Origin of the sequence: Streptomyces sp. NBC_00620, from assembly GCF_026341825.1 — a bacterium.
In the GTDB taxonomy this organism is placed as follows: Bacteria; Actinomycetota; Actinomycetes; order Streptomycetales; family Streptomycetaceae; genus Streptomyces.
Genome location: NZ_JAPENY010000003.1, coordinates 307831 through 332338, shown reverse-complemented (window position 1 = coordinate 332338; position 24508 = coordinate 307831). Strand labels below are relative to the sequence as shown.

Below are 24508 nucleotides of genomic sequence, written 5' to 3'. Positions count from 1 at the left end.
CCGTACCGTGGTGACCATGGACAAGCACGCTCTCGCGGAGTTCCTGCGCGGCAAGCGGGAACGCGTACGCCCGGAGGACGTCGGTCTGCCGCACGGCCCCCGGCGTCGCACTCCGGGGCTGCGCCGCGAGGAGGTCGCCCAGCTCGCGCACATTTCCGTGGACCACTACAGCCGCCTGGAACAGGCCCGAGGACGCCATCCCTCGCACGCCGTCCTGACCGGCATCGCCCGCGCGCTGCGCCTGTCCGACCAGGAGCGCACCCACCTCTTCCGCCTCGCCGGAGAGGCGGCACCCGAGCCTGCCCAGGGACCCTCCCAGGACGTGGACCCCGGCACGCTGAAGCTGCTGGAGCGCCTCACCGACGCCGGCGCCCTCGTGCTCGACAACACCTGCCGGGTGCTGGCCTGGAACCCCCTGGCGGCAGCCCTCTTCGAGGACTTCTCCGCCCTGACCGGCTCGGACCGCAACGTCATCCGCCGGTACTTCCTGCACCCCGACCCCGAGCACCGCGGCTACGGCATGACCCGGCCCCACCGCTTCGTGACCGCCGCCGTCAGCTATCTGCGTGTCGCCACCGCCCGCTACCCGGACCACGCCGAACTCCGCGGTCTCGTCGACGAACTGCTCGCCGGCAGCGAGGACTTCGCCCGGCTGTGGAACTCCCACGAGCTGCGCATCGAACACCACAACCACCAGGAGATCCAGCACCCCCAAGTCGGGCCGATCGACCTGGACTTCGACGTCCTGACCGTGCCGGGCCAGGACCACCAGCTGATCATCTTCACCGCTGAACCCGACTCCCGCGCCTACCGGACGCTGCAACTGCTCAAAGTCATCGGCACCCAGCGCATGGACATCGCCACCTGATCAGACGCCGAGTTGCCGTTCGGCTCCGGTCACCGTCTGCTCCAGCAGGACCGCGATCGTCATCGGGCCGACGCCACCCGGCACGGGTGTGATCAGACCGGCCCGGGCGGCGGCGGTGTCGAAGTCGACGTCGCCGACGTTCCCGGCGTTGTAGCCCGCGTCGATGACGACGGCTCCTGGCTTGATGTCCTCGCCGCGGATCAGCCGGGGCCGCCCCACGGCGGCCACCACGATGTCCGCCTCCCGTACAACCGAGGACAGATCCGTCGTACGGGAGTGGCAGTACGTCACCGTCGCGTCGCGGCCGAGCAGCAGCATGCCGACCGGCTTGCCGAGGATCGCGCTGCGGCCCACGACGACGGCACGCTTGCCGGCCGGGTCGACGTCGTACTCGTCGAGGAGCCGCATGATGCCCCCGGGTGTGCAGGACACGAAGCCGGGCAGCCCGAAACTCATCGTCGAGTACGAGCTCAGCGTCACCCCGTCGACGTCCTTCTCCGGCGCGATGGCCTCGAACGCGGCCCGCTCGTCGATGTGCGGACCGACAGGGTGCTGGAGCAGGATGCCGTGCACGGTGGGGTCGGCGGACAGCGCGTCGAGGGCGCCTACCAGTTCGGCCGTGGTGGTTTCGGCGGGCAGGGTGACGTGCCGCGACTCGATACCGGCCTTGCGGCTGCGGTTCTGCTTCATCCGGACGTAGGTGACCGAGGCGGGATCCTCGCCGACCAGTACCGTCGCCAGGCACGGCGACACACCGGTGCGGTCCTTGAGGCCGGCCGCACGCTTCGCGGTCTCCTCGACGATGCGGCGCGCGAGACCGGCGCCGTCCATGAGCTGGGCCTGGGACATGAGCTGCTCCTGAGCGTCATCGACAAAATCGCCCAGGCGCGCGGCAAAGACCCGTTCGTCAGACCGCTCCCCGGTGGTACTCCACCTCAGCGCCAGTCACGGCCCACCGACCAGCCTAGCCCGTACGATGATCGGCCGGGCGGCAGGGGGAGAGGGCACCAGTGACGGACGTACGGCACGACATCCTCAAGGGACTGGCGCGGAATCCTGCCGCGCCGAACGGTGTGCTGCTGCGCCTCTTGAGCCCGGAGGCCTCGTCGGCCTGGTTCTGGCTGTGCCTCCGGCCCGATCCGCCCGCCGAACTCGTCGACGCGATGATCAACCACTCCGACTTCCGGGTACGCGGCAGCATCGCCGAGAGCTGGAACGCGGACCCGGCCGACCGCGCCCGGCTGGTCGACGACCCCGAGCCGAAAGTCCGGATGGCGCTTGCCTCCGGACCGGAACCGTTCCGGACGGACGTCGCGCCACTGCCCGACGCCGCCTACGAGCGACTCCTGTCCGATCCGGACAAGGATGTGCGTTACTGGGCGGTGCGTTCCCGGAGCATCCCGCCGCGGATCCTGGCCGGGTACGCCGACCACGCGGACCCCGCTGTACGCGCCGCGGTCTGCGGGGTGTGGGACGGACTGGCCCCGGCCACCCGCGAAACGCTCCTCGCGGATCCCGACACCGAAGTCCGCCGGGCCGCCGCGCTGCGTGCCTGCGTCGACGACGGAGCTCTGACCGACGAACTGCTGGACACTCTCGACAAATGGCCGCGCGAAGACGTGCTCATGAAAGGCCGGCTGACCCGCGCCACGGCCGAGCGGCTCGTGGCGAGCGAGGACTCGGAGGAGCGGCACGCCGTCGCCTCGAACCCGTCACTGCCGCCGGACCTGGTCGCGCGCCTCGCCTCGGACCCCGAACACCACGTCCGTCTGGCGGTATCGGTCAGACCCGACCTCACCGAGGACGAGCGAGCCGCCGTCGACTACCGAGTCGACCCGAAGGACCGGACCGGCCCGGTCCGCTGGGTCTGGAACCTCGGCGCCGACGACATCGACGTCCTGCGTCGGTGCGCGACCTCCAGCCATGTCCTGCTGCGCCGGTCCGCCGCCGCCAACCGACACCTGCCGGCCGACCTCGTAGAGCCTCTGGCGCACGACGAGGACTTCGCGGTCCGGCTCCTGACCTGCGAGTACCAGCCCGCCGCTCCGCCGGATGCGCTCCTGGCCATGGTCTTGGAGTGGGCCGGTTACACCCGTGCCGACATGCTGGCCCGGCCGCAGTTCCCCAGGAAGGGTCTCGTCCGGTACGCCGAGGACGAGAATCCGTCCGTACGCATGCTGGCCGTGTACGACCCGGACGCCTCACCGGAGTTGATCGAGCGACTCAGCCACGACGCGTCCACCGGCGTCAGGTACACGGCCGCCGGTGACCCCCGTCTTCCGCTCGCCCGCATCGAGGAACTGCTCACCCAGCAAGACACGGCCCAGCCCGCCGCCGGCAATCCCGCGCTTCCGGTGGAGGTCATGCACCGACTGCTGGACGAGTCGGTCCCTGGGGTTCAGTGAGGCCGGATCCGGCGGGTTCGGCGAGAGGGCGCACGTGTTCCCCGCAGCGCTGAGCGCAGCACGGAGGCGGACATCCGTACCCCTGCCGCGGACAGTGGCCGGGGCAGGCGATTCCGGTGTGTCCGTGACCGGCCCATGCCCGCGCTCGCCGAGAAGGTCCAGGTCAGGTGCGAACTGATCCGGACCTTCGGCCAGTGCCTTCCTACTCGTCCCATGCCTGCAGCAGCGTGTGTTCGACGATCTTGCCGTCGCGCAGCGACATCATCGAGCTGGCCAGTACCTTCACGCCGTCCGGGTACTGGCAGGACTCGGTGAAAGCGACGTGGTTGCCGTCGACGACGCACTGCTCCAGCTTGTGCGTCATGTCCCGGCTGTAGACGTCGTTGAGCATGTCGGCGATCTCGCCGCGACCGTGTTTGACCATCGGGTGACTGGGCTGGGTGTTGTGGTCGACCACGCGGACTTCCGCGTCGTCGGCGTAGAGCGACAGCAGATCTGCCGCGCTGTGTCCTTCAATGCCCCGGCGTAGCGCTTCGGTGTCGAAGGCGGGGCCTAGCGCGCTGCCCATGATGACCTCCTTGAAGGCCGCGGCCCACCGAGGAGCGGGCCGCGAAGGGCCTCTCCCTCGAGACTCCTCCGACGCGGGGCGCACGGCAAGCGCAGCAGGACCTGTGAGCCTCTCGGGTGAGCGGCGGGGGCGGGCCGTGTCCGCCCGGGCCCCGGAGCCGTTGCTGAAAGCATGATCTCAACACGACGTATTGTCGCCGCCGTTGGTCTCGCCGTCGGTGTCACGGGCCTTGCCGCGCCGATGGCGAGCGCCGCGGTCTCCGAGGCGCCGAAGCCGCTGAACCCGATCGCCGAGCTCGACCGGCTCGCTGTGAGCGACATCCCCGCGGAGCACCAGGCGCAACTCCCGAAGGTCTCGCAGCAGCTGGCCGGGCTCAACGGCCTGAACGAGGGCCTCAACGAGATGCACCAGCTGACCGACCTGGTCGCGCCCGTCACCAGTGTGCTCCCCGCCATTCAGCCGTAGTACGGCGTCCGACAGGTTCGTCTGCCCCCGGTACTTCGGTGCCGGGGGCAGACGCGTATGCCCTTGACTTTCGTGTGGTCCGGTCGGAGCATCCTAGTAGGTTAGTGAATGAAGTTTCACGTGGCGAACAACTTGCGGCGTGAACTCCCTATTGTTGTCGTGAACCACCGCGTACCGACGTCGTTACGTACCGAAGGAACCCGCCATGGCCATCACCCGTGAACTGTTCATCGGCGGCAAGGACGTGCCCGCCGCCTCCGGCCGCACCGCCGAGGACATCAATCCCTACACCGGCGAGGTGTACGCGACCGTCGCCGCGGCAGGTCCCGAGGACGTGGCCCTCGCCGTGGGCGCCGCCGACGCGGCCTTCGCCGACTGGGCCGCGCTCTCCCCCTTCGCCCGCCGCGCGATCTTCCTCAAGGCCGCCGACCTCCTCGACGCCAAGGGTGAGGAGGTGGCCGAGCTGATGGCGCACGAGGCGGGCGGCACCCGTCCATGGGCGTACTTCAACGTGGGGCTCGCCGCGAACATCCTGCGTGAGGCCGCCGCCGCGATCACCGCGCCGCGCGGTGAGGTACTCAGCGCCCAGGAGGCGGGCGCGCTGGGCCTCGCCATCCGCGAACCGCTGGGTGTCGTCGCCGCCTTCGCCCCCTGGAACGCTCCCGTCATCCTCGGTGTACGGGCCGTCGCGGCGCCGCTCGCGGCGGGCAACACCGTCGTCGTGAAGCCCAGCGAGGACGCGCCGATCGCGTGCGCGCTGCTCGTCGCCGACGTGCTGCGCGAGGCCGGACTGCCGGACGGTGTGCTGAACGTGGTCACCAACGCCCGTGAGGATGCCGCCGAGATCGCCGAGGTGCTCATCGCCGACCCGCGTGTCCGCGCCGTCAACTTCACCGGCTCCACCGGAGTCGGCCGGATCATCGGCACGCACGCCGCCGCGCATCTCAAGCCCGCCGTACTGGAGTTGGGCGGCAAGAACGCGGTCGTCGTGCTCGACGACGCCGACGTGGACTACGCCGTCGACGCCGTCACCTTCAGCGTGTTCATGAACTCCGGCCAGATCTGCATGTCCGGCGACCGCATCCTCGTACACGAGTCGCTCGCCGAGGAGTTCACGGAGAAGTTCGCCGCGAAGGTCGCCCAGCTCCAGGCCGGCGACCCGGCCCACCCGCACACGGTGGTCGGCCCGCTGGTCAGCGCCTCCGCCGCGCAGCGTGTCGCCGCGCTCATCAAGGACGCGGTGGCCAAGGGCGCCACGGTGCTCACCGGCGGCGGGGAGCCGGAGGGCGCGGTGCACCCGGCGACCGTCCTCACCGATGTCCCGAAGGACGCGGACATCTACTACGCGGAGGCGTTCGGCCCGGTCTGCGTGATCGAGACCTTCGCCGACGACACCACCGCCGTCGACGTGGCCAACGACACCGACAACGGCCTGACCTGCGGTGTCATCACCGAGAACGCCACGCACGGGCTGGCGGTCGCCCGCCGTATCCGCACCGGCATCGTGCACATCAACGACCAGTCCGTCGCCGACGAGCCGCACGCGCCCTTCGGCGGCGTCAAGGCCTCCGGCTACGGGCGCTTCGGCGGTCGCTGGGGCCTGGAGGCGTTCTCCAACACCCGCTGGGTGACCATCGCCACGCAGCAGGCGCACTACCCCTTCTGACCCGGCGTGCGGAAGCCCCCGGGAGGTCCGTCCGGGGGCAGGCCGCTCAGCCGGCGGTGGCGAGGAACTGCGTGGCCGCCAGTTCCGCGTAGAGCGGGTCGCCTGCCACGAGTTCGCGGTGGGTGCCCACCGCGCGGACGCGGCCCGCGTCCATGACGACGATCCGGTCGGCCATCGTGACGGTGGACAGCCGGTGCGCGACCACGAGGACCGTCGTCGTACGGGAGACATCGGCGACCGTGTCGCGCAGCGCGGCCTCGTTCACGGCATCGAGTTGTGACGTCGCCTCGTCGAGCAGCAGCAGGCGGGGCCGGCGCAGCAGAGCGCGGGCGATGGCGACCCGCTGCCGCTCGCCGCCCGACAGCTTGGTTCCGCGGTGGCCGACCAGTGTGTCCAGGCCGCGCGGCAACCGGGAGACGAGGCCGTCGAGGCGGGTCGTCTTCAGTACGCGTGTGACCTCGGTGTCGTCGGCGTCCGGGTTGCCGAGCCGCAGGTTGTCGAGGAGGGAGCCGGACAGGACCGGGGCGTCCTGCTCCACGTAGCCGATCGAGGAACGGAGCTGGGGCAGATCCCAGTCGTCCAGCCGGCGGCTGTCGAAGGTGATGACGCCCGCCTCGGGGTCGTAGAACCGCTCGATGAGTGAGAAGACGGTCGTCTTGCCCGCGCCGGAGGGGCCGACGAACGCCGTCATTCCGCGGGCCGGGACGGCGAACGTCACGCCGTGGTGGACGTACGGAAGATCGTCGGCGTACCGGAAGCGGACGTCGTCGAAGGCGAGCGCGGCGGGCTCGGCACCCGGGGTCGGCAGCGGCGCGGGCAGGGCCGCGGGCTCGGCGGGGAGCTGCAGCGCCTCCTGGATGCGGGCGAGGGCGGCGGCGCCGGTCTGGTACTGCGTGATCGCGCCGACGACCTGCTGGATCGGCGACATCAGATAGAAGACGTAGAGGAGGAAGGCGACGAGCGTGCCGACGTCGATGGCGCCGGTCGCGACGCGCGCGCCGCCCACCGCGAGCACCGTGATGAACGCGATCTGCATCGCAAGACCGGCCGTGTTGCCCGCCGCCGCCGACCACTTGGCGGCGTGCACGCTCTGCCGCCACGACTCCTCGGCGGCCGCGTGGATGACCTGCTCCTCGCGGTGCTCGGCACCGGACGCCTTGATCGTGCGGAGCGCGCCGAGGATCCGTTCCAGCGAGGCGCCCATCACGCCGACGGCGTCCTGGGCCTTTTTGCTCGCTCGGTTGATGCGCGGCACGATCACACCGAGCACGGTGCCCGCACACAGGATCACGGCCAGCGTGACACCCAGGAGCACGGGGTCGACCAGGCCCATCATCACCACCGTCGCGACGAGGGTGAGGCCTCCGGTCCCGAAGCCGACCAGCGAATCGGTCGTGACCTCGCGCAGCAGTGTCGTGTCGGAGGTGATCCGCGCCATCAGATCGCCCGGCTCGCTGCGGTCGACGGCCGGTATGCGCAGCCGCAGCAGATACGAGGACAGGGCGCGCCGTGCCCCGAGCACCACCGACTCGGCGGTACGCCGCAGCACGTACGAACCCGTCGCGCCCACCGCCGCGTTGGTCACCACCAGCGCTGCCATGCCGAACAGGGCACCCGCGATGGGCCGGTCGTGCGACAGGTCGTCGATGAGTCCCCGCGCCACCAGCGGGAGCACAAGGCCGGTGGCCCCGGTCGTGAGCGCCAGCAATCCGCCCGCCAGCAACGCCCATCGATGCGGTCGTACGTACCCGATCAGCAGGCGCCACGCGGGTGCCTCGGGTTTGGCTGCGGTGATGCTCACGGCGCTCCTTGTGAGGGATCTGTGCGGAGCATTCAGGCTACGTCGGCGAGAGGGGTGGACGTCGCGCGCGGGCATCTCGACGGAGTCGAAGAGGCCGATCGCTTCGATGGGAAATCTTGCCTGCCAGGCAACGAGTGAGGGTTTGGTAACCCCGCTTTGTTCCGGATGAAGCGATCCGGTAATCGGGCGTGGCTGAAGTGGTTCCCACAAGCAGCGGCGAGGTGCGAGACCCGAGACGGTCGCCCCTGACAACTCGCCCCACGCATGGAGGACTTCATGCCTGAGCTGTACGGAGCCCATTATCCGGTGGCTGTGGTCGGTGGTGGTCAGGCGGGACTCTCCGTCAGCCACTGTCTGCGCGAGCGCGGAATCGCACACGTGGTGGTCGAGGCGAACCGGGTCGGCCACGAGTGGCGCGAGCGGCGCTGGGACTCCTTCTGCCTGGTCACCCCCAACTGGCAGTGCAGACTGCCAGGTCACCCCTACACGGGACCAGATCCGGACGGGTTCATGGTGCGCGCGGAGATCGTGCGCTACCTGGAGGAGTACGTCGCCCGTTTCGATCCGCCCTTGGTCGAGGGCGTGTCCGTCACCGGGCTGCGCCGCTCACCGGGCGGAGTGTTCGAACTCACCACCAGTGCGGGGGAGTTCACCGCCGATCAGGTGGTGGTCGCCACCGGTCCGTACCACACCCCCTCCGTCCCGCGGATGGCCGAGCGGCTGCCCGGCGGCGTCGAGCAGATCCACTCCTCCCGCTACCGCAACCCCTCTCAACTCCCCGACGGTGCCGTCCTGGTGGTCGGCACCGGACAGTCCGGCTGCCAGATCGCCGAGGATCTGCACCTCGCGGGGCGCCAGGTCCATCTGGCCGTCGGCAGCGCACCCCGGGTGGCGCGCTTCTACCGCGGCCGGGACTGCGTCGCCTGGCTCGACGAGATGGGCCACTACGCCAAGGGCATCGACAGCTTCGACGACGTCTCCGCCGTCCGGATGCGCGTCAACCACTACGTCACCGGACGCGGCGGCGGCCGGGACATCGACCTCCGCGCCTTCGCCCGCGACGGAATGCGCCTCTACGGGCGGCTGACCGGCATCGACGGCGGGATCCTGGAGTTCGCCGACGACCTGAAGGTCAATCTCGACCGGGCCGACGCGGTGGCGGACGGCATCAAGGACGCCATTGACGCGCACATCACCGCGCAGGGCGTACCGGCGCCGGACGAGGCCCGCTACATCCCCGTGTGGGAGCCGGCCGAACAGCCTGAGGCGCTCGACCTGGCCGAGGCCCGCATCACCTCCGTCATCTGGTCCACCGGCTTCACCCGCGACCACCGGTGGATCGAGATCCCCGTCTTCGACGGCCGCGGCTACCCCATGCACTGGCGAGGCGTCACCAGCACCCCCGGCCTGTACTTCCTGGGCCTGCCCTGGCAGTACTCGTGGGGTTCCGGCCGCTTCGAAGCCGTCGGCAGGGACGCCGAGTTCCTCGCGGACCACATCGACGCCTCGCGCCGTCTCGCCGATGTCTGCGGCACCCTCACCGGCGCCCCCACCGAGCTCGCCTCCGCACTCCCCGTCGGCTGAAAGCACGGACATGGTCTTCGACGCACACCGCCACATCGGTGTCCTCCCCGCGTACCCCTTCTACGGCGGCCCGCCCGTCAACCCCGACACCACCGCCCGCGCCACCGTCAAACAACTCCTCACCGACCTCGACGCCGAGGGCACCGAACGCGCCCTCGTCCTCCCCAACTACGGCGTCCCCGACCCCGACATCGCCTTCTCCTTCAACGAGTTGGCCATCGAAGCCGCCCAGACCGACGACCGCATCCGGGCAGGCTTGTGGGTCTCCCCGCGCCCCGAGGACGAGCACCGCACCGCGCACGCTCTCGCCCTGGCCCGCGAGGACGGCGTACGCGCCCTCAAACTCAGCTTCCTCCTGGGCGGGCGGCCCTCCGACCCCGCCTGCCGCCCGCTGCTCGACCGGATCTTCCACGAGGCCGGGCGCCTGGACCTCGTGGTGCATGTGCACACCTCACCCGGCGCCGCCTCCGACATCGACGAGGTCGGTCTCCTCGTCGACTGGTACGCCGATCAAGTCCCCGTCCATCTCGTCCACTTCGGCGGCGGGATGAGCGGCCACATCAAGCTCGCCGGCTCCCGCTTCTTCGACTGGATCGAGTCCGGCAAGCGCGTCTACACCGACCTCTCCTGGGCCATCGGCTTCGCCCCTTACTGGCTGGCCCGGGAGATCGAGCACCGCGGTATCGGCCACGACCGGGTGCTCTTCGCCAGCGACCAGCCCTGGGGCGACTTCGCTGGCGAGTACGCCCGGATGACCGCCGCGGCCGGCGGCGGCGAACTCGGCGAGCGGGTCTTCCGGGACACCTTCGCCACGCTCTACGACTGATCCATCCCGCTCTCACGCACGCCCAAGAAGGATCCCGTTCTCACCCACGTCCAAGGAGACAGCCATGTCCGAAACCGTCGAACTCACCGAGATCGAGCAGAAGTCCCTCACCGAGATCCCGCACCCGTCCCTCCCCGAGGGCACCAGCATCTACGGCGACACCAAGGTCTTCCCCGACTACAAGGCCGAGGACGGCGAGACGTACTTCACCCTCGTCCACGGCATCGCCCACGAGTCCTCGGTTTCCTTCGTCGCCGTACTGCAGGCGACCCGCGCCCTGCGCAAGGGCTTCGAGACCGCCATCTACTTCTACGGGCCGGGCTCGCTCAACTGCCTTGCCACGCGCGGCTTTCCGACCGTCGGCAACTCGGCCTTCCCCGGCGAGCACAACATCAACAACCAGCTCAAGACGTTCATCGCCGAGGGCGGCAAGGTCTACTGCTGCCGCTTCGGACTGTCCCTGCACGGCGCCCGCGAGGAGGACCTGATCGAGGGCGTCATCCCGACCCACCCGCTCGACGTCCAGGACGCGCTGATCCACTACGCGCGCAAGGGCGCCATCATCAACTCGACCTACCAGCTCTGAGGGGCAAGCCGTGAGCGTTGGCACCGGTACACAGACGAGGGGGACGGGTCCGGTCGACGTCCGGATCACGACCCGCGCCGAACTCGCCCTCCACGGAGTCCGGTTGGAGGCTCCCGTACGGCGGCCCGACGGTGCGGGACCGAGCGACGACGGGCACGTCCTTGTCGACGGTGCCAACGCGGCGCTGCCCCGCAACCCCGACAGCCCGTACTCGGTCCGGGACGGCCGCGTATGGCTCGGCGACGACGACACCGGCCTGACCCTGACCGCCGTACAGCGCCCCAGGTTCTACGACCTGACCACCGCCGACGGCATCCCGTACGAGCACATCGCCCGCCTCCACGGCGCCGACGTCCTCGCCACGACCGTCGTGCAGACCTGTATCCGCTACGCCGAGTCCGATCGCTGCCGCTTCTGCACCATCGAGGAGTCCCTGCGTTCCGGTGCGACGGTCGCCGCCAAGACCCCGGCGCAACTCGCCGAAGTCGCCGAAGCGGCCGTCCGGTTGGACGGCGTCCGGCAGATGGTGATGACCACCGGCACGACGACCGGCCCGGACCGGGGCGCCCGCAATCTCGTACGTTCCGTGCGTGCCGTCCTCGAAGCCGTGCCGGGACTCCCCGTCCAGGTGCAGTGCGAACCGCCCGCCGACCTGGCCTGGATCCGTGAGCTGCACGAGGCCGGGGCCACGGCCATCGGCATCCACATCGAGTCCCTCGACGACGCGGTACGGCGGCGCTGGATGCCCGGCAAGTCGACCGTGCCGCGGGCGGAGTACGAGGCCGCGTGGGACGAGGCGGTCCGGGTGTTCGGACCCAACCGTGTCTCCACGTACCTGCTGGTCGGCCTCGGCGAGAATCCCGACGAACTCGTCGCGGGCGCGGGGAAGTTGATCGACCGGGGTGTCTATCCCTTCGTCGTCCCCTTCCGCCCGATGGGCGGCACGCTGGCCGCCCGCGAGGGTGCCGAGGCGCCGGATGCCGAGCTGCTGCGGCACGTCACCGAGGGGGTCGCGGCGAAGCTGCGGGCGGCGGGTATGACCGGCGCGGATCAGCGGGCCGGCTGTGCGGCTTGCGGGGCGTGCAGTGTGCTCAGGACGGCGGGTGGTTGAGCCGTGTACCTCGACGGATCGACGACCCTGCCGGTGCCGACGGCGACGGAACAAGCGGAGGACATACTCGCGCTGCTCGGCGACCGCAGCACACTCGCCCGGCAGCCCGACTTCCACATCGAAGAGGCAGCGGGCAAAGGTGAGTTGAATGCCCACCGGCGGTTGCGCCGGGACATCTTCGTCCACGAGCAAGGGCTCTTCGCGGTTCATGACCTCGATGACCGCGACGACGACCCTCGCACCCTGGTCCTGGTCGCCAAGGACCGTTCTGGCGCGGTCCTCGGAGGCGTGCGGCTCGGCCCTGTGGACGACGGCCCGGACATCGGCTGGTGGGCGGGCGGCCGTCTGGTCGTCGCGCCCGGCGCCCGGGGCCCGCAAGGGATCGGCGCCGCACTGGTGCGGGCCGCGTGCGCGCGGGCGGAGGCCGAGGGCGTCCTGCGCTTCGACGCCACCGTCCAGATCCGAAACCGGCTGCTGTTCAGGCGACTTGGCTGGCAGTCCGTCCGGGAGGTGATGGTCGCGGACAGTCCCCATGTCCTGATGCGATGGCCGATCCGGCGGATCGCCGCGCAGGCCGCCGCCACCAAAGCCCCGCTCGGACAGCTGCTCGGCTCGCTGCCACCGCCGCCGCGCGGCTACGTCGGTGACGACGGCGCACCCGTCCCCGGTACGGACGTGATCGCAGCCTGCGACGCGATCGTGCCGTCGATGGTCGAGCGGGACCCCGACTGGGCGGGCTGGTGCTCGGTCCTCGTCAACGTTAACGACCTTGCGGCGATGGGAGCTTCACCCGTCGGGCTGCTCGACGCGGTGGGCGCGAAGGACGCCGCGCATGCCGCGCGGATCCTTGCCGGACTCGGCCGCGCCGCCCGGGCCTACGGTGTCCCGGTCCTCGGCGGCCACACCCAACTCGGCGTGCCGGCCGCCTTGTCGGTGACCGCGCTCGGCCGCACGGACCACCCGGTGCCGGGCGGCGGCGGACGACCGGGGCACGCGGTGCGGCTCACCGCCGACCTCGGGGGCGGCTGGCGCCGGGGTTACCGGGGGCGCCAATGGGACTCGTCGAGCCACCGTCGTACCGACGAACTCCGCACGATGACCGGGGCGGTGGCCGCGGTTCGGCCCGCCGCCGCCAAGGACGTGTCGATGGCCGGGATCGCCGGGACTCTCGGCATGCTCGCCGAGGCGAGCGGATGCGGCGCCGTGCTCGACATGGCCGCCGTACCGCGGCCCGGAGCGGCGGCCACGGGCGACTGGCTCACCTGCTTCCCGGGCTTCGCGATGCTCACAGCCGACGAGCCGGACGCGCCGCCCCTCCCGGCCGGCCCGGCCACGGGCGCCGTCTGCGGAGAGCTGACCGCGGGGCACGGAGTCGGGCTGCGCTGGCCCGACGGAGAGATCACCGAAGCCGTCACCGGACCGGTGACCGGAATGGGGACCGCATGAGCACCCGCCGCACGAGCACCCACGGCGCAAGGCCCCTTCGGATGGCCGCCGTCTCCGCCGAGTTCGGCCGTGACCTCGAAGAGGACTTCGCCGTAGTGGAACGGCTGATCAAGGAGGCCCGGGCCGAGGGCGTACGACTTCTCGCACTCCCGGAGGCGTGCCTGGGCGGCTATCTGCTCAGCCTCGACGACTCCGCGTCCGACGAAGGCCCGCCCCCGCTTACCCTCGATGGCCCCGAGATCCGCCGACTGGCCGCCCTGGCAGGGGAGTTGACCGTCGTCGCGGGCTACTGCGAAGCCGACGGCGACGCCCGCTACAACAGCGTCGTCTGCGTCAACGGCGACGGCGTGCTCGGCAATCACCGCAAGGTCCACCAGCCGCTCAGCGAGGACGCCAGCTACGCGTCCGGCGACCGCTTCCACGCCTTCGACACCCCGGTCGGCCGGATCGGCATGATGATCTGCTACGACAAGGCGTTCCCGGAGTCCGCGCGGGCGCTGGCCCTTGACGGCGCCGAGATCGGCGTCTGCGTCTCGGCCTGGCCGGGCGCCAGGACCCACGCCACCACGGACCTGGTCAACGACCGCTGGAAGCGCCGCTTCGACCTCTTCGACCGGGCCCGCGCCCTGGAGAACCAGATCGTATGGATCTCCGCCAACCAGGCAGGTACCTTCGGGTCGCTACGCTTCGTCGGCAGCGCCAAAGTCGTCGACCCCGGCGGTGAGATCCTCGCCGACACCGGGGTCGGAGCCGGTCTGGCGATCGCCGAACTCGATGTCGCCCAGGCCCTGGAGACCGCCCGCCGCTCGATGGGGCACCTGCGCGACCGGCGCCCGGAAACCTACACGCACGCAGGAGCAGTCAGCCCATGAGCACCATCCGGATCGCGGCCGCCGCCGCCCACTTCGGCCGCGACCTGGAGTTCGACCTCGCCCGCATCGCCAAGATCATCGAGGACGCCCGGGGCTCCGGCGCCGGACTGCTCGTGCTGCCCGACGCCGCGCTCGGCGGCTACCTCGCCGACCTGCGACACCCCGACCCCCAAGCCCTGCCGCCCGCACTCAAGCCGGACGACCCGCTGATCCTCCAAGTCGCCCGCCTCGCCGCCGAGATGGTCGTCTGCGTCGGCTACTGCGAGGACGGCGGGACCGAGCACTACAACGCTGCCGTGTGCGTCAGCGGCGACGGAGTCCTCGGCCGCCACCGCAAGGTCCATCTCCCGGCCGGCGAGGTCGCCGCGTACGCGCCGGGCGACCGCTTCGACGCCTTCGACACCCCCGTGGGCCGCATCGGCATGCTCATCGACTACGACAAGACGTTCCCCGAGTCCGCCCGCTCCCTGGCCCTGGACGGCGCAGAGATCCTCGCCTGCCTGTCCGCCTGGCCCACCAGCATCACCAACCGGGCCCCGCGCATGGCCCAGGACCGGCAGGCCAAGCTCTTCGACCTGTACGACCAGGCCCGCGCCGCCGAGAACCAGGTCGTCCTCGCCTCCTCCAACCAGACCGGTGCCATGGGCGGCATGCGCTTCCTCGGCCAGTCCAAGGTCGTCGGCCCGGGCGGCGACATCCTCGCCCGCACCTGGGCCAAGGCGGGCCTCGCCGTCGCCGAGGTCGACGTCGCCGCCGAGATGGACCGCGCCCGCCGCGTCCTGCGCCACCTCGACGAGCGCCGCCCCGCCGCCTACCGGGAGGTTCCGTCGTGAAGATCGCCCTGCTCAGCTACTCCACCAAGCCGCGCGGCGGCGTCGTCCACACCCTCGCCCTCGCCGAGGCACTGGCCGCGACCGGTGCGGACGTCACGGTCTGGACGCTCGGCCGGGGCGGCGACTCCGGCTTCTTCCGGCCCGTGGACCCCGCCGTGCGCGTCCACATCGTGCCGTTCCCCGACGGCCCGCCGGACGAGACCGTCGGCGCACGCATCCTGCGCTCCATCGCCACCCTCCGCGACGCCTTCGACGCCGGCCCGTACGACATCGTCCACGCCCAGGACTGCATCAGCGCCAACGCGGTGGGCCGCTGCGTCCGCACCGTCCACCACCTCGACCACTTCACCACCCCCGAGCTGGCCGCCTGCCACGAACGGGCCATCGTCGAGCCGTACGCGCACATCTGCGTCTCGCGATCGGTCGCCGACGAGCTCGCCGACGGGTGGGGACTGAAGCCCGCGGTCATCCCGAACGGGGTGGCGTACGAGCGTTTCGCCGCCACGGACCGGGCGGCGCGCGCCGCGTGGCGCTCCCGACTGGGCCCCTACGTCCTCACCGTCGGCGGCATCGAGCCACGGAAGGGATCGCTCGACCTGCTGGAGGCGTACGCCGTTCTGCGCGCCGAACAGCCCGGTGTGCGGCTGGTGATCGCGGGCGGCGAGACCCTCTTCGACTACCGGGACTACCGTGCACGGTGGGAGACCCGCGCGGTGGAGCTGGGCGTGGAGCCCGTCGTGCTGGGCGCCGTCGCCGACGACGAACTGCCCTCACTCGTGGCAGCCGCCGACGCCTTCGCCTTCCCGTCCCTCAAGGAGGGCTTCGGGCTGGCCGCGATGGAGGCGCTCGCCGCCGGGGTCCCGTTGGTCGTCCGGGATCTTCCCGTGCTGCGTGAGGTGTTCGGCCCGGCCGCCCGTTTTGCGGACTCACCGCAATCCCTCGCCGCCGAACTGGGCCGCGCGCTCGTCTCGTACGACCCGGTTCGCGCCGCGGCCGGCCGGAAGCTGGCCGCCGGCCACACCTGGGCGGAGGCCGCCGCGCACCACCTGGCCTTCTACCGGTCGGTCACGCCGTAGGGTCGGTGGAGAACTTGTGTCTGATCCGGCCGGGAATCAGCCGCAGGTTCTGACGGAACGTCGACCTTACGGAAGGGTTCACCAACATGGCGCAGGAAGTACGGGGCGTGATCGCACCGGGCAAGAACGAGCCGGTGCGTGTCGAGACCATCGTCGTGCCGGATCCGGGGCCGGGCGAGGCCGTCGTACAGATCCAGGCATGCGGGGTCTGTCACACCGACCTGCATTACAAACAGGGCGGCATCAGCGACGACTTCCCGTTCCTGCTCGGCCATGAGGCGGCGGGCGTGGTCGAGTCGGTCGGCGCGGGCGTCACGGACGTCGAGCCCGGCGACTTCGTCATCCTCAACTGGCGTGCGGTGTGCGGGAATTGTCGTGCGTGTCTGCGCGGGCGGCCCTGGTACTGCTTCAACACGCACAACGCCAAGCAGAAGATGACGCTCACGGACGGCACCGAGCTGTCCCCGGCCCTGGGCATCGGCGCCTTCGCGGAGAAGACCCTGGTCGCCGCCGGCCAGTGCACCAAGGTCGACCCGGCCGTGTCTCCCGCGGTGGCCGGGCTCCTCGGCTGCGGCGTGATGGCCGGCATCGGCGCGGCGATCAACACCGGGAACGTCGGCCGGGGCGACTCGGTCGCCGTCATCGGCTGCGGAGGCGTCGGCAACGCGGCGATCGCCGGGTCCCGCCTCGCCGGAGCGGCGAAGATCATCGCCGTCGACATCGACGACCGGAAGCTGACCACCGCGTCGAAGATCGGCGCCACGCACACTGTCAACTCCGCCCAGACCGACCCCGTGGAGGCGATCCGCGAGCTCACGGGCGGCTTCGGTGCCGACGTCGTCATCGAGGCGGTGGGCCGCCCGGAGACGTACAAGCAGGCCTTCTACGCCCGTGACCTCGCGGGCACGGTCGTCCTCGTCGGCGTACCGACCCCCGAGATGAAGCTCGAACTGCCGCTGCTCGACGTCTTCGGACGCGGCGGAGCGCTCAAGTCGTCCTGGTACGGCGACTGCCTGCCCTCCCGCGACTTCCCGATGCTGATCGACCTGCATCTGCAAGGGCGCCTGGACCTGGGTGCGTTCGTGACCGAGACGATCGCCCTGGACGCGGTGGAGCCCGCCTTCGAGCGGATGCACCACGGCGACGTGCTGCGTTCGGTGGTGGTGCTCTGATGACCGCGCGTATCGAGCACCTCGTCACCTCCGGCACGTTCTCGCTCGACGGCGGCACCTGGGACGTCGACAACAACGTGTGGATCGTCGGAAACGATCACGAGGCGATCGTGATCGACGCCGCCCACGACGCCGACGCCATCGCCGAGGCGATCGGCGACCGGCGCCTCCTGGCCATCGTGTGCACCCACGCTCACAACGATCACATCGACGCCGCTCCCGCCCTCGCGGAGCGCACCGGCGCCACCATCTGGCTCCACCCCGACGATCTGCCGCTGTGGAAGCAGACCCACCCCGACCGCCTCCCCGACGCCTGGCTCCAGGACGGCCAGGTGATCGAGGCGGCCGGCGCCGACCTGAGAGTCCTGCACACTCCGGGACACGCTCCGGGCGCGGTCTGCCTGTACGACCCGGGCCTGGGCACCGTCTTCACCGGCGACACGCTCTTCCAGGGCGGCCCGGGAGCCACCGGCCGCTCGTACTCCCACTTCCCGACGATCGTCGACTCGATCCGCGACCGGCTGCTCACGCTCCCGGCCGACACGATCGTCCGTACGGGACACGGCGACTCCACCACCATCGGCGCCGAGGCCCCCCACCTGGAGGAGTGGATCGCGCGCGGTCACTGACCCGCGCGGCAATGCCCCGGACGCGCCGAAGAAAGACGACAGGAGATGTCCGGCTTCCGCGGGACCCTCGTAGGGACGCATGCGTGAAGGCATCGCGTGAGCTCTACGAGCACGGAGGTCGGACATGTCGGGGCCGCTGCAGAACACGTTGGAAGGCAAGGTCGCACTCGTCGCCGGGGCGACACGGGGCGCGGGTCGTGGGATCGCCGTGGAGCTCGGCGCGGCCGGTGCCACCGTTTACGTGACCGGCCGCAGCACGCGCGGGAAGCGTTCGGAGTACGACCGTCCCGAGACCATCGAGGACACTGCGGAGCTGGTCACGGCGGCGGGAGGCCGCGGTATCGCGGTCCCGACCGACCATCTGGTCCCGTCCGAGGTCGAGGCCCTGGTCGCCCGCATCGCGGACGAACAGGGCCGCCTCGACGTCCTCGTCAATGACATCTGGGGCGGCGAGACGCTCTTCGAGTGGGACTCGACGGTCTGGGAACACGACCTCGACAAGGGCCTCAGGCTGCTGCGCCTCGCTGTCGAGACGCACGCGATCACCAACCACCACGCGCTGCCCCTGCTGCTGCGCAACCCCGGCGGACTGGTCGTCGAGATGACCGACGGCACCGCCGAGTACAACCGGAACACCTACCGCGTCTCGTTCTTCTACGACCTCGCCAAGTCCTCGGTCCTGCGCATGGCGTTCGCGCTGGGCCACGAACTGGGCCCGCGTGGAGCCACCGCGGTCGCGCTCACCCCCGGATGGCTGCGCTCGGAGATGATGCTCGAGAACTTCGGCGTGACGGAGGAGAACTGGCGCGACGCCCTGGAGCGCGTCCCGCACTTCGGCATCTCCGAGACACCCTTCTACGTGGGCCGTGCCGTCGCCGCGCTGGCGGCCGACCCGGACGTCGCCCGCTGGAACGGCGGCTCGCTCTCCAGCGGACAACTCGCCCAGGTGTACGGCTTCACCGACCGGGACGGCAGCCGCCCGGACGCCTGGCGCTACATGGTCGAGGTCCAGGACGTCGGCAAGGCGGCGGACGCGACGGGGTACCGCTGAGGTCATCCGCGTCCAGGGGGCGGCGGGATCTCCCACCGCGCCGAGTGGCCGGGCGGCAGGGCCAGATCCCTGCGGACCGCCGAGTAGTACTCCTCGCGCCCGGCGCGCTGACGGTCCAGCAGGACCTGCCATGCCTCCGGATCGTGGACACGTTCGCTGAGGAACCGCTCCATGTCGATGACCGAGAGGACCCAGACACGCGCCTTGTCCACCACCTCCTGCGTGCCGAGCAGCAACAGCGTCTCGCCCGCCGGATCGCGGCCGACGGTCGCTTCGGCCAGGAGGGGAGCGGCGTCCTCGGGGGACAGCGGGTGCGGGTGGGGGTCGTTCCCGAGGTGGGCGGCGATGCGGTACGTCAGAGTGACGGCCTTCTTGAGGGCTGTCGCGTAGTCCGAGTACACCGCGAGCCGCCGCTCCTCCCAGCGAGCCGCCTGTTCGCGACGGAACCGGACCTGCTCGCCCCGCATGACGGCCAGATACGAGCCGAGGGCGCCGACGACCACGCCGATCAGCGCCGGTAGTTGTTGTATGAACGCGGACATGGGCGCACGTTATCTGTCGCCGTGACGATCACGGCACTACCGTCCGTCCCATGACTGCGATGAGGCGTTTCGAGGGCTATGGGGTACTGATCACCGGCGCGGCCCGAGGCATCGGTGCGGCCACCGCCCGCAGGCTGGCCGAGGAAGGCGCCCAGGTGCTCGTCACGGACGTGGACCTGGCCGAGGCGGAGAAGACGGCGGCGTCCATCCGCGAACTGGGCGCGCGGGCCGAGGCGTTCGCGTGCGACGTGGGGGAGCGGGCCTCGGTCGAGGAGGCCGTCTCCCACGCCGTGGACACCTTCGGCTCGCTCGATGTGCTGGTCAACAACGCGTACGGCTGCACCCCCGACGCCCCGCTCTTCGAGGACGAGCCCGACGAGGTGTGGGCCCGCGACCTCGACCTCACCCTGACCGGCGCGTACCGCTGCTCCCGCGCGGCCCTCCCTCACCTGGTGGCCTCGGGCCGCGGCGCAATCGTCAGCATCGGCTCGGTCAACGGCCTCCAGGACTTCGGCAACCACGCCTACAGCGCCGCCAAGGCAGGGCTGGTGTCCCTCACCCGTACCCTTGCCGGGCACGCCGCCCCGCGCGGTGTACGCGTCAACCTGGTGGCACCGGGCACGGTCCGCACCACGGCGTGGGAAGGCCGCGACGCCGATCTCGAAGTGGCGAGCGGGCTGTATCCACTGGGACGGGTCGGTGAGCCGGAGGACATCGCGGCCGCCGTCGCCTTCCTCGCCTCCCGCGACGCTGCCTGGATCACCGGGACGACACTGTGCGTGGACGGCGGCCTGCTGGCGGTCAACACCGGTTTCCGGCAGGCGGTCCGGCAGCGGGGCGACTCTTAGGGCCGTCTCTCTCAGGGCCGTCCGCTACGGCTGTGGCGCTGGAGCGCGTCGAACACGCGGTCCGTATGGGCCTCGGACGTACGCCAGTTGCTGAACGCCGCCCGCAGCGCGTGCGTTCCGTCGTAGAACGTCGGAGTCACGAAGGCCTCGCCGGAGGCGGCGATCGCGCGGGCCAGCCCGTGCACCTGCTCCTTGCCCGGATCATCGGCGAGGGTGAAGCACACGACGTTGAGCCGGACCGGCGCCAGGAGCCTCAACTGCGGCTCCTGAGCGATGCGTTCGCCCAGGTGCCGGGCGAGCGCGACGTTCCGCTCGACGATCTCGCGGTGCCCCTCCCGTCCGTACGCCGTGAGCGCGAACCAGGCCGGCAGGGCGCGCAGCCGACGCGAGTTCTCCGGGGTGAGGTGGACGAAGTCGGGGTCGCCGGTCGGCAGACCGAGGTAGGGCGAGGAGTTGTGGAAGACCCGCACCTGGAGGTCCTGGCGGCGGGTGAACTGGACGGCCGCGTCGTAGGGGACGTTGAGCCACTTGTGCAGGTCGACACAGACGGAGTCGGCCGCGTCGATGCCCTCGACGAGATGTGCGTACGAGGGTGACAGCGCGGCGAAGCCACCGAACGCGGCGTCCACGTGCAGCCAGAAGTCGTACCGCTCCTTGAGCGCGGCGATGGCCCGCAGGTCGTCGAAGTCGACGGTGTTCACGGTCCCGGCGTTCGCGACGACGATCGCCGGGCGACCGCCGAGGGCGTCGAGGGCGGCGTCCAGCCGCTCGACATCGATCGCCTCGCGGTTCCCGGACAGCAGGGGTACCTGCCGCAACCGGTCGCGCCCGATGCCGAGCACGGACAGCGCCTTGGTGACGCTGGAGTGCGGACTGCCGGACAGCACCTCGACCGGACCGAGCGCGCCGACTCCCTCCTTCGACACGGACACCCCCTGGCGCTCGCCGAGCCACTCCCGCCCGATGGCCAGCCCGACCGTGTTGGACGCGGTCGCCCCGGTCACGAAGGCACCGCTGTGCTCCTCGCTCAGCCCGAACAGCTCGCGCAGCCAGCCCAGGGTCTCGTGCTCCAGAGCGGTCGCGGAGGAGTCCCCGCCCCCGGCCGCGTTCTGGTCGTACGCACTGGTCAGCCAGTCCCCGGTGAGCGCGGCCGGCGTCGCGCCACCGGTGACGAAGCCGAGATAGCGCGGGCCCGCGGAGCCGGAGAAGCCCGGGGCCCAGCGCTCGGCGAAGCGGGCCAATGCGCCTTCGGCACCGGTTCCCCGGGCCGGAAGGGGCTCGAGATCGGGTGCCTTGCCGAGGTGGGCCACAGGACGGTCGTCCACCCCGCTCACCTCGCGGGCGGCGAAGTCGCGGGCGGACTGGAGGAGTTCGGGGAGCCGGGCGAGGTCCTCGGCGAGTGTGCGGTCCATGGCGGCAGCGTAGGCGGACGGCACGCGAAAATCCTGGTCCACTTGGTGGAAACTGGACCAATGCAGAGAGGATTCGCCGCCGCGCTCGGCAACTGGCGCACCAAGGAAGGACCGCTGGCCCGGTCGCTGGCCACCGCCGTACGCGAGGCCGTGGTCGACGGCCGCATTCCCGCCGGGACCCGGCTGCCGTCCGAGCGAGAACTCGCCCGCGCCCTGGAACTCAGCCGCGGCACCGTGGTCACGGCCCTCACCCGGCTGCGGGACGACGGCTGGCTGCACACCCGGCACGGCAGCGGAAGCGTCGTACGCCTGCCCGCGCGCCTCACCGAGCGCACCACCCCCTGGTCCCTGGACCGGGGCGGCGCAGGCGACGCGGACCTCGACTTGACCCTCGCCGTCACGGCGGCACCCCACGAGGCCTACCTCGCCGCACTGGGCCGGGCCGTCGAGCGCAGCGCGGCCCTCCTCGTCGACTCGGGCGTCGCGACCGCGGGACTGCCCCGGCTGCGCGAACTCCTCGCCGAGCGTTACACGCGCTCGGGCCTGGCCACCCGCCCCGAGCAGATCCTGGTCACCTCCGGCGCACAGGCCGCGCTGACACTCCTCGTCGACCGGCTCCACACGGACCGCCGCTCACCGGTCGTCGTGGAGAGCCCCACCTACCCGGGCGCCCTCGCCATCCTGCGCCGCCGCCGGGCCCGCCTGCTGCCGGTGCCGGTGACCGCCGCGCACGGCTGGGACACAGAACGGCTCGCCGAGACGGTACGGGCGAACGGTCCCCAACTCGCCTACCTCATCCCGGACTTCCACAACCCCACCGGCGCCCACATGACCGCCCCGACCCGGACGGCGGTCGCCGCCCTCGCGGAACGGCACGCGCTGACCGTCGTCGTCGACGAGACGATGCGCGACCTGGACCTGCGGACGCCGCCCGGCACCGAGCCCCATCTGTCCGGTGCCCGGGTGATCCAGATCGGCTCGGCGAGCAAGGTGCTGTGGAGCGGACTGCGGATCGGCTGGATCAGGGCGAGCGCGGACCTCGTACGCGAGGTACTGCGCAACCCGCTGCAGGCGCAGCTCTCGCCACCGCCGCTGGAGCAACTGATCGCCGCCGAGCTGCTGGGCGAGGGTGACGGAGGCGGCGACGGCCTGGACGCCGTCCTCGCCGACCGCCGTGCCCGCCTGCGCCGGCAGCGCGACCACCTGGCGGGCCTGCTCGCGGGCACGGGATGGACGTACACCGTCCCGGACGGCGGACTGTCGCTCTGGCTGCACCTGGGCGAGCCGACCACGGCCACGGAGCTGGCGGCGCGCGCCGCGGGACGCGGGCTGGCCGTGTCGCCCGGTCCGCTGTTCGCGGTCGACCGGGCGAGCCTGGCGCACCATCTGCGGCTGCCGTTCACGGCGACGCGGGACGTGCTCACGCGGGCGGTGGCTCTGCTCACGGGCTGACCCACGGCGTCCACGGCGTCCACGGCATTCATGGCAACCACGGATCGCCTGCTTCAGCTGCCTCCGCCGCGGCAATGTCACCGTTTCGTCGCAGCCTGACCAGCCCTACAACGCACAGCCCCCGACGCGGGTCTAGCAGTGAGACATCGCGAGACGTGCGAGAAGAACGCAAGGGAAAGGTCCGTCATGGGGGACATACGCAGACGCGGAGCAGTCGCGCTCGGCATCACCGGACTGGTGGCGCCGCTGACGCTCGCGCTGGGCGCGGGGCCCGCGCAGGCCGCGAGCTGTACGACGCAGGCAGGTCCGTATCAGAAGAAGGTGGAGAAGTTCCTCGGCCGCCCGGTCGACGGACGGCAGTCCACCGCCGACTGCAAGGCCATCCAGGCCTTCCAGAACAAGCACGGCATCACCCCGAACATCGGGTACGCGGGACCCGTGACCTGGGGTGTGATGGACCTGATGAACAAGCAGAAGGCCGTCGGCAACAAGCCCAACAAGGACGGCAAGTGCCCGGTCAACAAGGGCCGCATCGCCTGCGTCAACCTCACGCTTCAGATCAGCTGGATCCAGGACGGCAGCACGCTCGTCTACGGGCCGGTGCCGGTCCGCACGGGTCGCAACAACTATGAGACCCGCACCGGACTGAAGAAGATCTACTGGCGGGACATCGACCACGTCTCGAGCATCTACAACGTGCCCATGCCCTACAGCCAGTTCTTCGACGGCGGCCAGGCATTCCACTCGGTCGGCCTGAGCATGTGGAACCCGCCCGGCTCGCACGGCTGCGTCAACATGACCAAGACCACCGCCAAGAAGTACTGGTCGCTGCTGAAGAACGGCGACGACGTCTTCGTGTACGGCCGCAAGCCGGGCACCTGACCGGGCCCGGCCGACCGCTCGCCTCGCTAGAGCCGGATCAAGTCGCCGACCTGCTGGGGGAGAAGACGGATGAGTTCGTCCGTGCATTCCCCAGCAGTTCCGCGCAGGCGCGAGTGATGAGCTTCACGGTCCGTAATGTCTCCCGACGTACCTTTACTCACATCGCCTTCACGTCAAGGTCCGTATGCTTCACACCATGTCCACCACTCCTGAAGCCGCCTCCGAGCGGTCCGCCGCCGAGGTCAACGAGGAGATCCGGGCCCTCTGGTTCCGCACCGGCGGGACGCTGAGCATGGACGAGCGGCGGGAGTACCAGCGGCTCGTCCTGGAGTGGGCGGAAGCCGCCCCTCACTCGCCCACCCGGGCTGCGTGACGAGCCGGCCTCGGCCCCTCTTCCTTCGACCCGCCCGCTG

Annotated in this window: 24 protein-coding genes and 1 riboswitch; of the genes, 19 read left to right on the top strand and 5 right to left on the bottom strand. The window is 71.0% G+C overall.

Annotated elements, in window-relative coordinates; translation table 11 throughout:
* The first annotated feature begins 16 nt into the window (after positions 1-16).
* Positions 17-868, top strand: coding sequence for a helix-turn-helix transcriptional regulator (locus OG246_RS32805; protein ID WP_266471718.1), 852 nt, complete (start codon positions 17-19; stop codon positions 866-868).
* On the opposite strand, the gene OG246_RS32800 is transcribed toward OG246_RS32805, so the two are convergent.
* Positions 869-1717, bottom strand: a complete 849-nt coding sequence (locus tag OG246_RS32800; RefSeq protein ID WP_266471715.1) for a bifunctional 5,10-methylenetetrahydrofolate dehydrogenase/5,10-methenyltetrahydrofolate cyclohydrolase — start codon at positions 1715-1717, stop codon at positions 869-871.
* A 23-nt stretch (positions 1718-1740) separates the two neighbouring features.
* Positions 1741-1827: riboswitch (ZMP/ZTP riboswitch) on the bottom strand.
* 51 nt (positions 1828-1878) lie between these two features.
* On the opposite strand from OG246_RS32800, the gene OG246_RS32795 reads away from it, so the two are divergent.
* On the top strand, positions 1879-3273 hold the full coding sequence (locus OG246_RS32795; RefSeq protein ID WP_266471712.1) for a hypothetical protein: 1395 nt from the start codon (positions 1879-1881) through the stop codon (positions 3271-3273).
* Positions 3274-3475: 202 nt separating this feature from the next.
* Here OG246_RS32795 and OG246_RS32790 read toward each other — a convergent pair whose 3' ends face one another.
* Complete coding sequence (locus tag OG246_RS32790; RefSeq protein ID WP_266471709.1) at positions 3476-3841, bottom strand: nuclear transport factor 2 family protein; 366 nt, start codon at positions 3839-3841, stop codon at positions 3476-3478.
* Between the two features lie 171 nt (positions 3842-4012).
* Here OG246_RS32790 and OG246_RS32785 point away from each other — a divergent pair, with 171 nt between their 5' ends.
* Positions 4013-4306 (top strand): hypothetical protein, encoded by a 294-nt coding sequence (locus OG246_RS32785; RefSeq protein WP_266471707.1) that lies wholly within the window; start codon positions 4013-4015, stop codon positions 4304-4306.
* A 205-nt stretch (positions 4307-4511) separates the two neighbouring features.
* Complete coding sequence (locus tag OG246_RS32780) at positions 4512-5972, top strand: aldehyde dehydrogenase family protein (protein WP_266471704.1); 1461 nt, start codon at positions 4512-4514, stop codon at positions 5970-5972.
* A 46-nt stretch (positions 5973-6018) separates the two neighbouring features.
* Here the strand turns inward: OG246_RS32780 and OG246_RS32775 are convergent, their stop codons facing one another.
* Positions 6019-7773 (bottom strand): ABC transporter ATP-binding protein, encoded by a 1755-nt coding sequence (locus tag OG246_RS32775; RefSeq protein ID WP_266471702.1) that lies wholly within the window; start codon positions 7771-7773, stop codon positions 6019-6021.
* 276 nt (positions 7774-8049) lie between these two features.
* On the opposite strand from OG246_RS32775, the gene OG246_RS32770 reads away from it, so the two are divergent.
* The 11 genes from OG246_RS32770 (at position 8050) to OG246_RS32720 (ending at position 18959) form a co-directional block, all read left to right on the top strand.
* The gene (locus OG246_RS32770; protein ID WP_266471700.1) at positions 8050-9357 is read left to right on the top strand and encodes an MSMEG_0569 family flavin-dependent oxidoreductase; all 1308 of its coding nucleotides are present in this window, start codon (positions 8050-8052) and stop codon (positions 9355-9357) included.
* A gap of 10 nt (positions 9358-9367) precedes the next feature.
* Complete coding sequence (locus OG246_RS32765; RefSeq protein WP_266471698.1) at positions 9368-10183, top strand: amidohydrolase family protein; 816 nt, start codon at positions 9368-9370, stop codon at positions 10181-10183.
* A gap of 64 nt (positions 10184-10247) precedes the next feature.
* Positions 10248-10769, top strand: coding sequence for an MSMEG_0572/Sll0783 family nitrogen starvation response protein (locus tag OG246_RS32760; RefSeq protein WP_266471696.1), 522 nt, complete (start codon positions 10248-10250; stop codon positions 10767-10769).
* A 10-nt stretch (positions 10770-10779) separates the two neighbouring features.
* Positions 10780-11880, top strand: a complete 1101-nt coding sequence (locus OG246_RS32755; RefSeq protein WP_266471693.1) for an MSMEG_0568 family radical SAM protein — start codon at positions 10780-10782, stop codon at positions 11878-11880.
* 3 nt (positions 11881-11883) lie between these two features.
* Positions 11884-13326 carry an MSMEG_0567/sll0787 family protein gene (locus OG246_RS32750; RefSeq protein WP_266471690.1) on the top strand — a complete coding sequence of 481 codons (1443 nt, stop codon included), beginning with the start codon at positions 11884-11886 and terminating at the stop codon, positions 13324-13326.
* The gene (locus OG246_RS32745) at positions 13323-14198 is read left to right on the top strand and encodes a carbon-nitrogen hydrolase family protein (protein WP_266471687.1); all 876 of its coding nucleotides are present in this window, start codon (positions 13323-13325) and stop codon (positions 14196-14198) included. The genes OG246_RS32750 and OG246_RS32745 overlap by 4 nt, the downstream gene beginning before the upstream one ends.
* Entirely contained in the window at positions 14195-15031 is an 837-nt protein-coding gene (locus tag OG246_RS32740) for a carbon-nitrogen hydrolase family protein (protein WP_266471685.1), read from the top strand. The genes OG246_RS32745 and OG246_RS32740 overlap by 4 nt, the downstream gene beginning before the upstream one ends.
* The gene (locus tag OG246_RS32735; RefSeq protein WP_266471683.1) at positions 15028-16107 is read left to right on the top strand and encodes an MSMEG_0565 family glycosyltransferase; all 1080 of its coding nucleotides are present in this window, start codon (positions 15028-15030) and stop codon (positions 16105-16107) included. Before OG246_RS32740 ends, OG246_RS32735 begins: the two co-directional genes overlap by 4 nt.
* A gap of 86 nt (positions 16108-16193) precedes the next feature.
* Positions 16194-17279: an S-(hydroxymethyl)mycothiol dehydrogenase gene (locus tag OG246_RS32730; RefSeq protein ID WP_266471681.1), complete on the top strand. Its 1086-nt coding sequence runs from the start codon at positions 16194-16196 to the stop codon at positions 17277-17279.
* On the top strand, positions 17279-17908 hold the full coding sequence (locus OG246_RS32725) for an MBL fold metallo-hydrolase (RefSeq protein WP_266471678.1): 630 nt from the start codon (positions 17279-17281) through the stop codon (positions 17906-17908). The genes OG246_RS32730 and OG246_RS32725 overlap by 1 nt, the downstream gene beginning before the upstream one ends.
* Before the next feature lie 124 nt (positions 17909-18032).
* Complete coding sequence (locus OG246_RS32720; protein WP_266471675.1) at positions 18033-18959, top strand: SDR family oxidoreductase; 927 nt, start codon at positions 18033-18035, stop codon at positions 18957-18959.
* A gap of 2 nt (positions 18960-18961) precedes the next feature.
* Here the strand turns inward: OG246_RS32720 and OG246_RS32715 are convergent, their stop codons facing one another.
* Positions 18962-19501, bottom strand: a complete 540-nt coding sequence (locus OG246_RS32715) for a hypothetical protein (protein WP_266471673.1) — start codon at positions 19499-19501, stop codon at positions 18962-18964.
* Positions 19502-19551: 50 nt separating this feature from the next.
* Between OG246_RS32715 and OG246_RS32710 the strand changes: the two genes are divergently transcribed.
* The gene (locus tag OG246_RS32710) at positions 19552-20349 is read left to right on the top strand and encodes an SDR family NAD(P)-dependent oxidoreductase (RefSeq protein WP_266471671.1); all 798 of its coding nucleotides are present in this window, start codon (positions 19552-19554) and stop codon (positions 20347-20349) included.
* Between the two features lie 11 nt (positions 20350-20360).
* On the opposite strand, the gene OG246_RS32705 is transcribed toward OG246_RS32710, so the two are convergent.
* Entirely contained in the window at positions 20361-21761 is a 1401-nt protein-coding gene (locus tag OG246_RS32705; RefSeq protein ID WP_266471668.1) for a pyridoxal-dependent decarboxylase, read from the bottom strand.
* Between the two features lie 60 nt (positions 21762-21821).
* Between OG246_RS32705 and OG246_RS32700 the strand changes: the two genes are divergently transcribed.
* The 3 genes from OG246_RS32700 to OG246_RS32690 all read left to right on the top strand — a co-directional run bounded on the left by OG246_RS32700 (position 21822) and on the right by OG246_RS32690 (position 24468).
* Positions 21822-23213: a PLP-dependent aminotransferase family protein gene (locus OG246_RS32700; protein ID WP_266471665.1), complete on the top strand. Its 1392-nt coding sequence runs from the start codon at positions 21822-21824 to the stop codon at positions 23211-23213.
* 186 nt (positions 23214-23399) lie between these two features.
* A complete protein-coding gene (locus tag OG246_RS32695) occupies positions 23400-24095 on the top strand; it encodes a L,D-transpeptidase family protein (protein ID WP_266471662.1) in 696 nt (231 codons plus the stop codon).
* A gap of 184 nt (positions 24096-24279) precedes the next feature.
* Positions 24280-24468 (top strand): hypothetical protein, encoded by a 189-nt coding sequence (locus OG246_RS32690; protein ID WP_266471659.1) that lies wholly within the window; start codon positions 24280-24282, stop codon positions 24466-24468.
* The last annotated feature ends 40 nt before the right edge of the window (positions 24469-24508 follow it).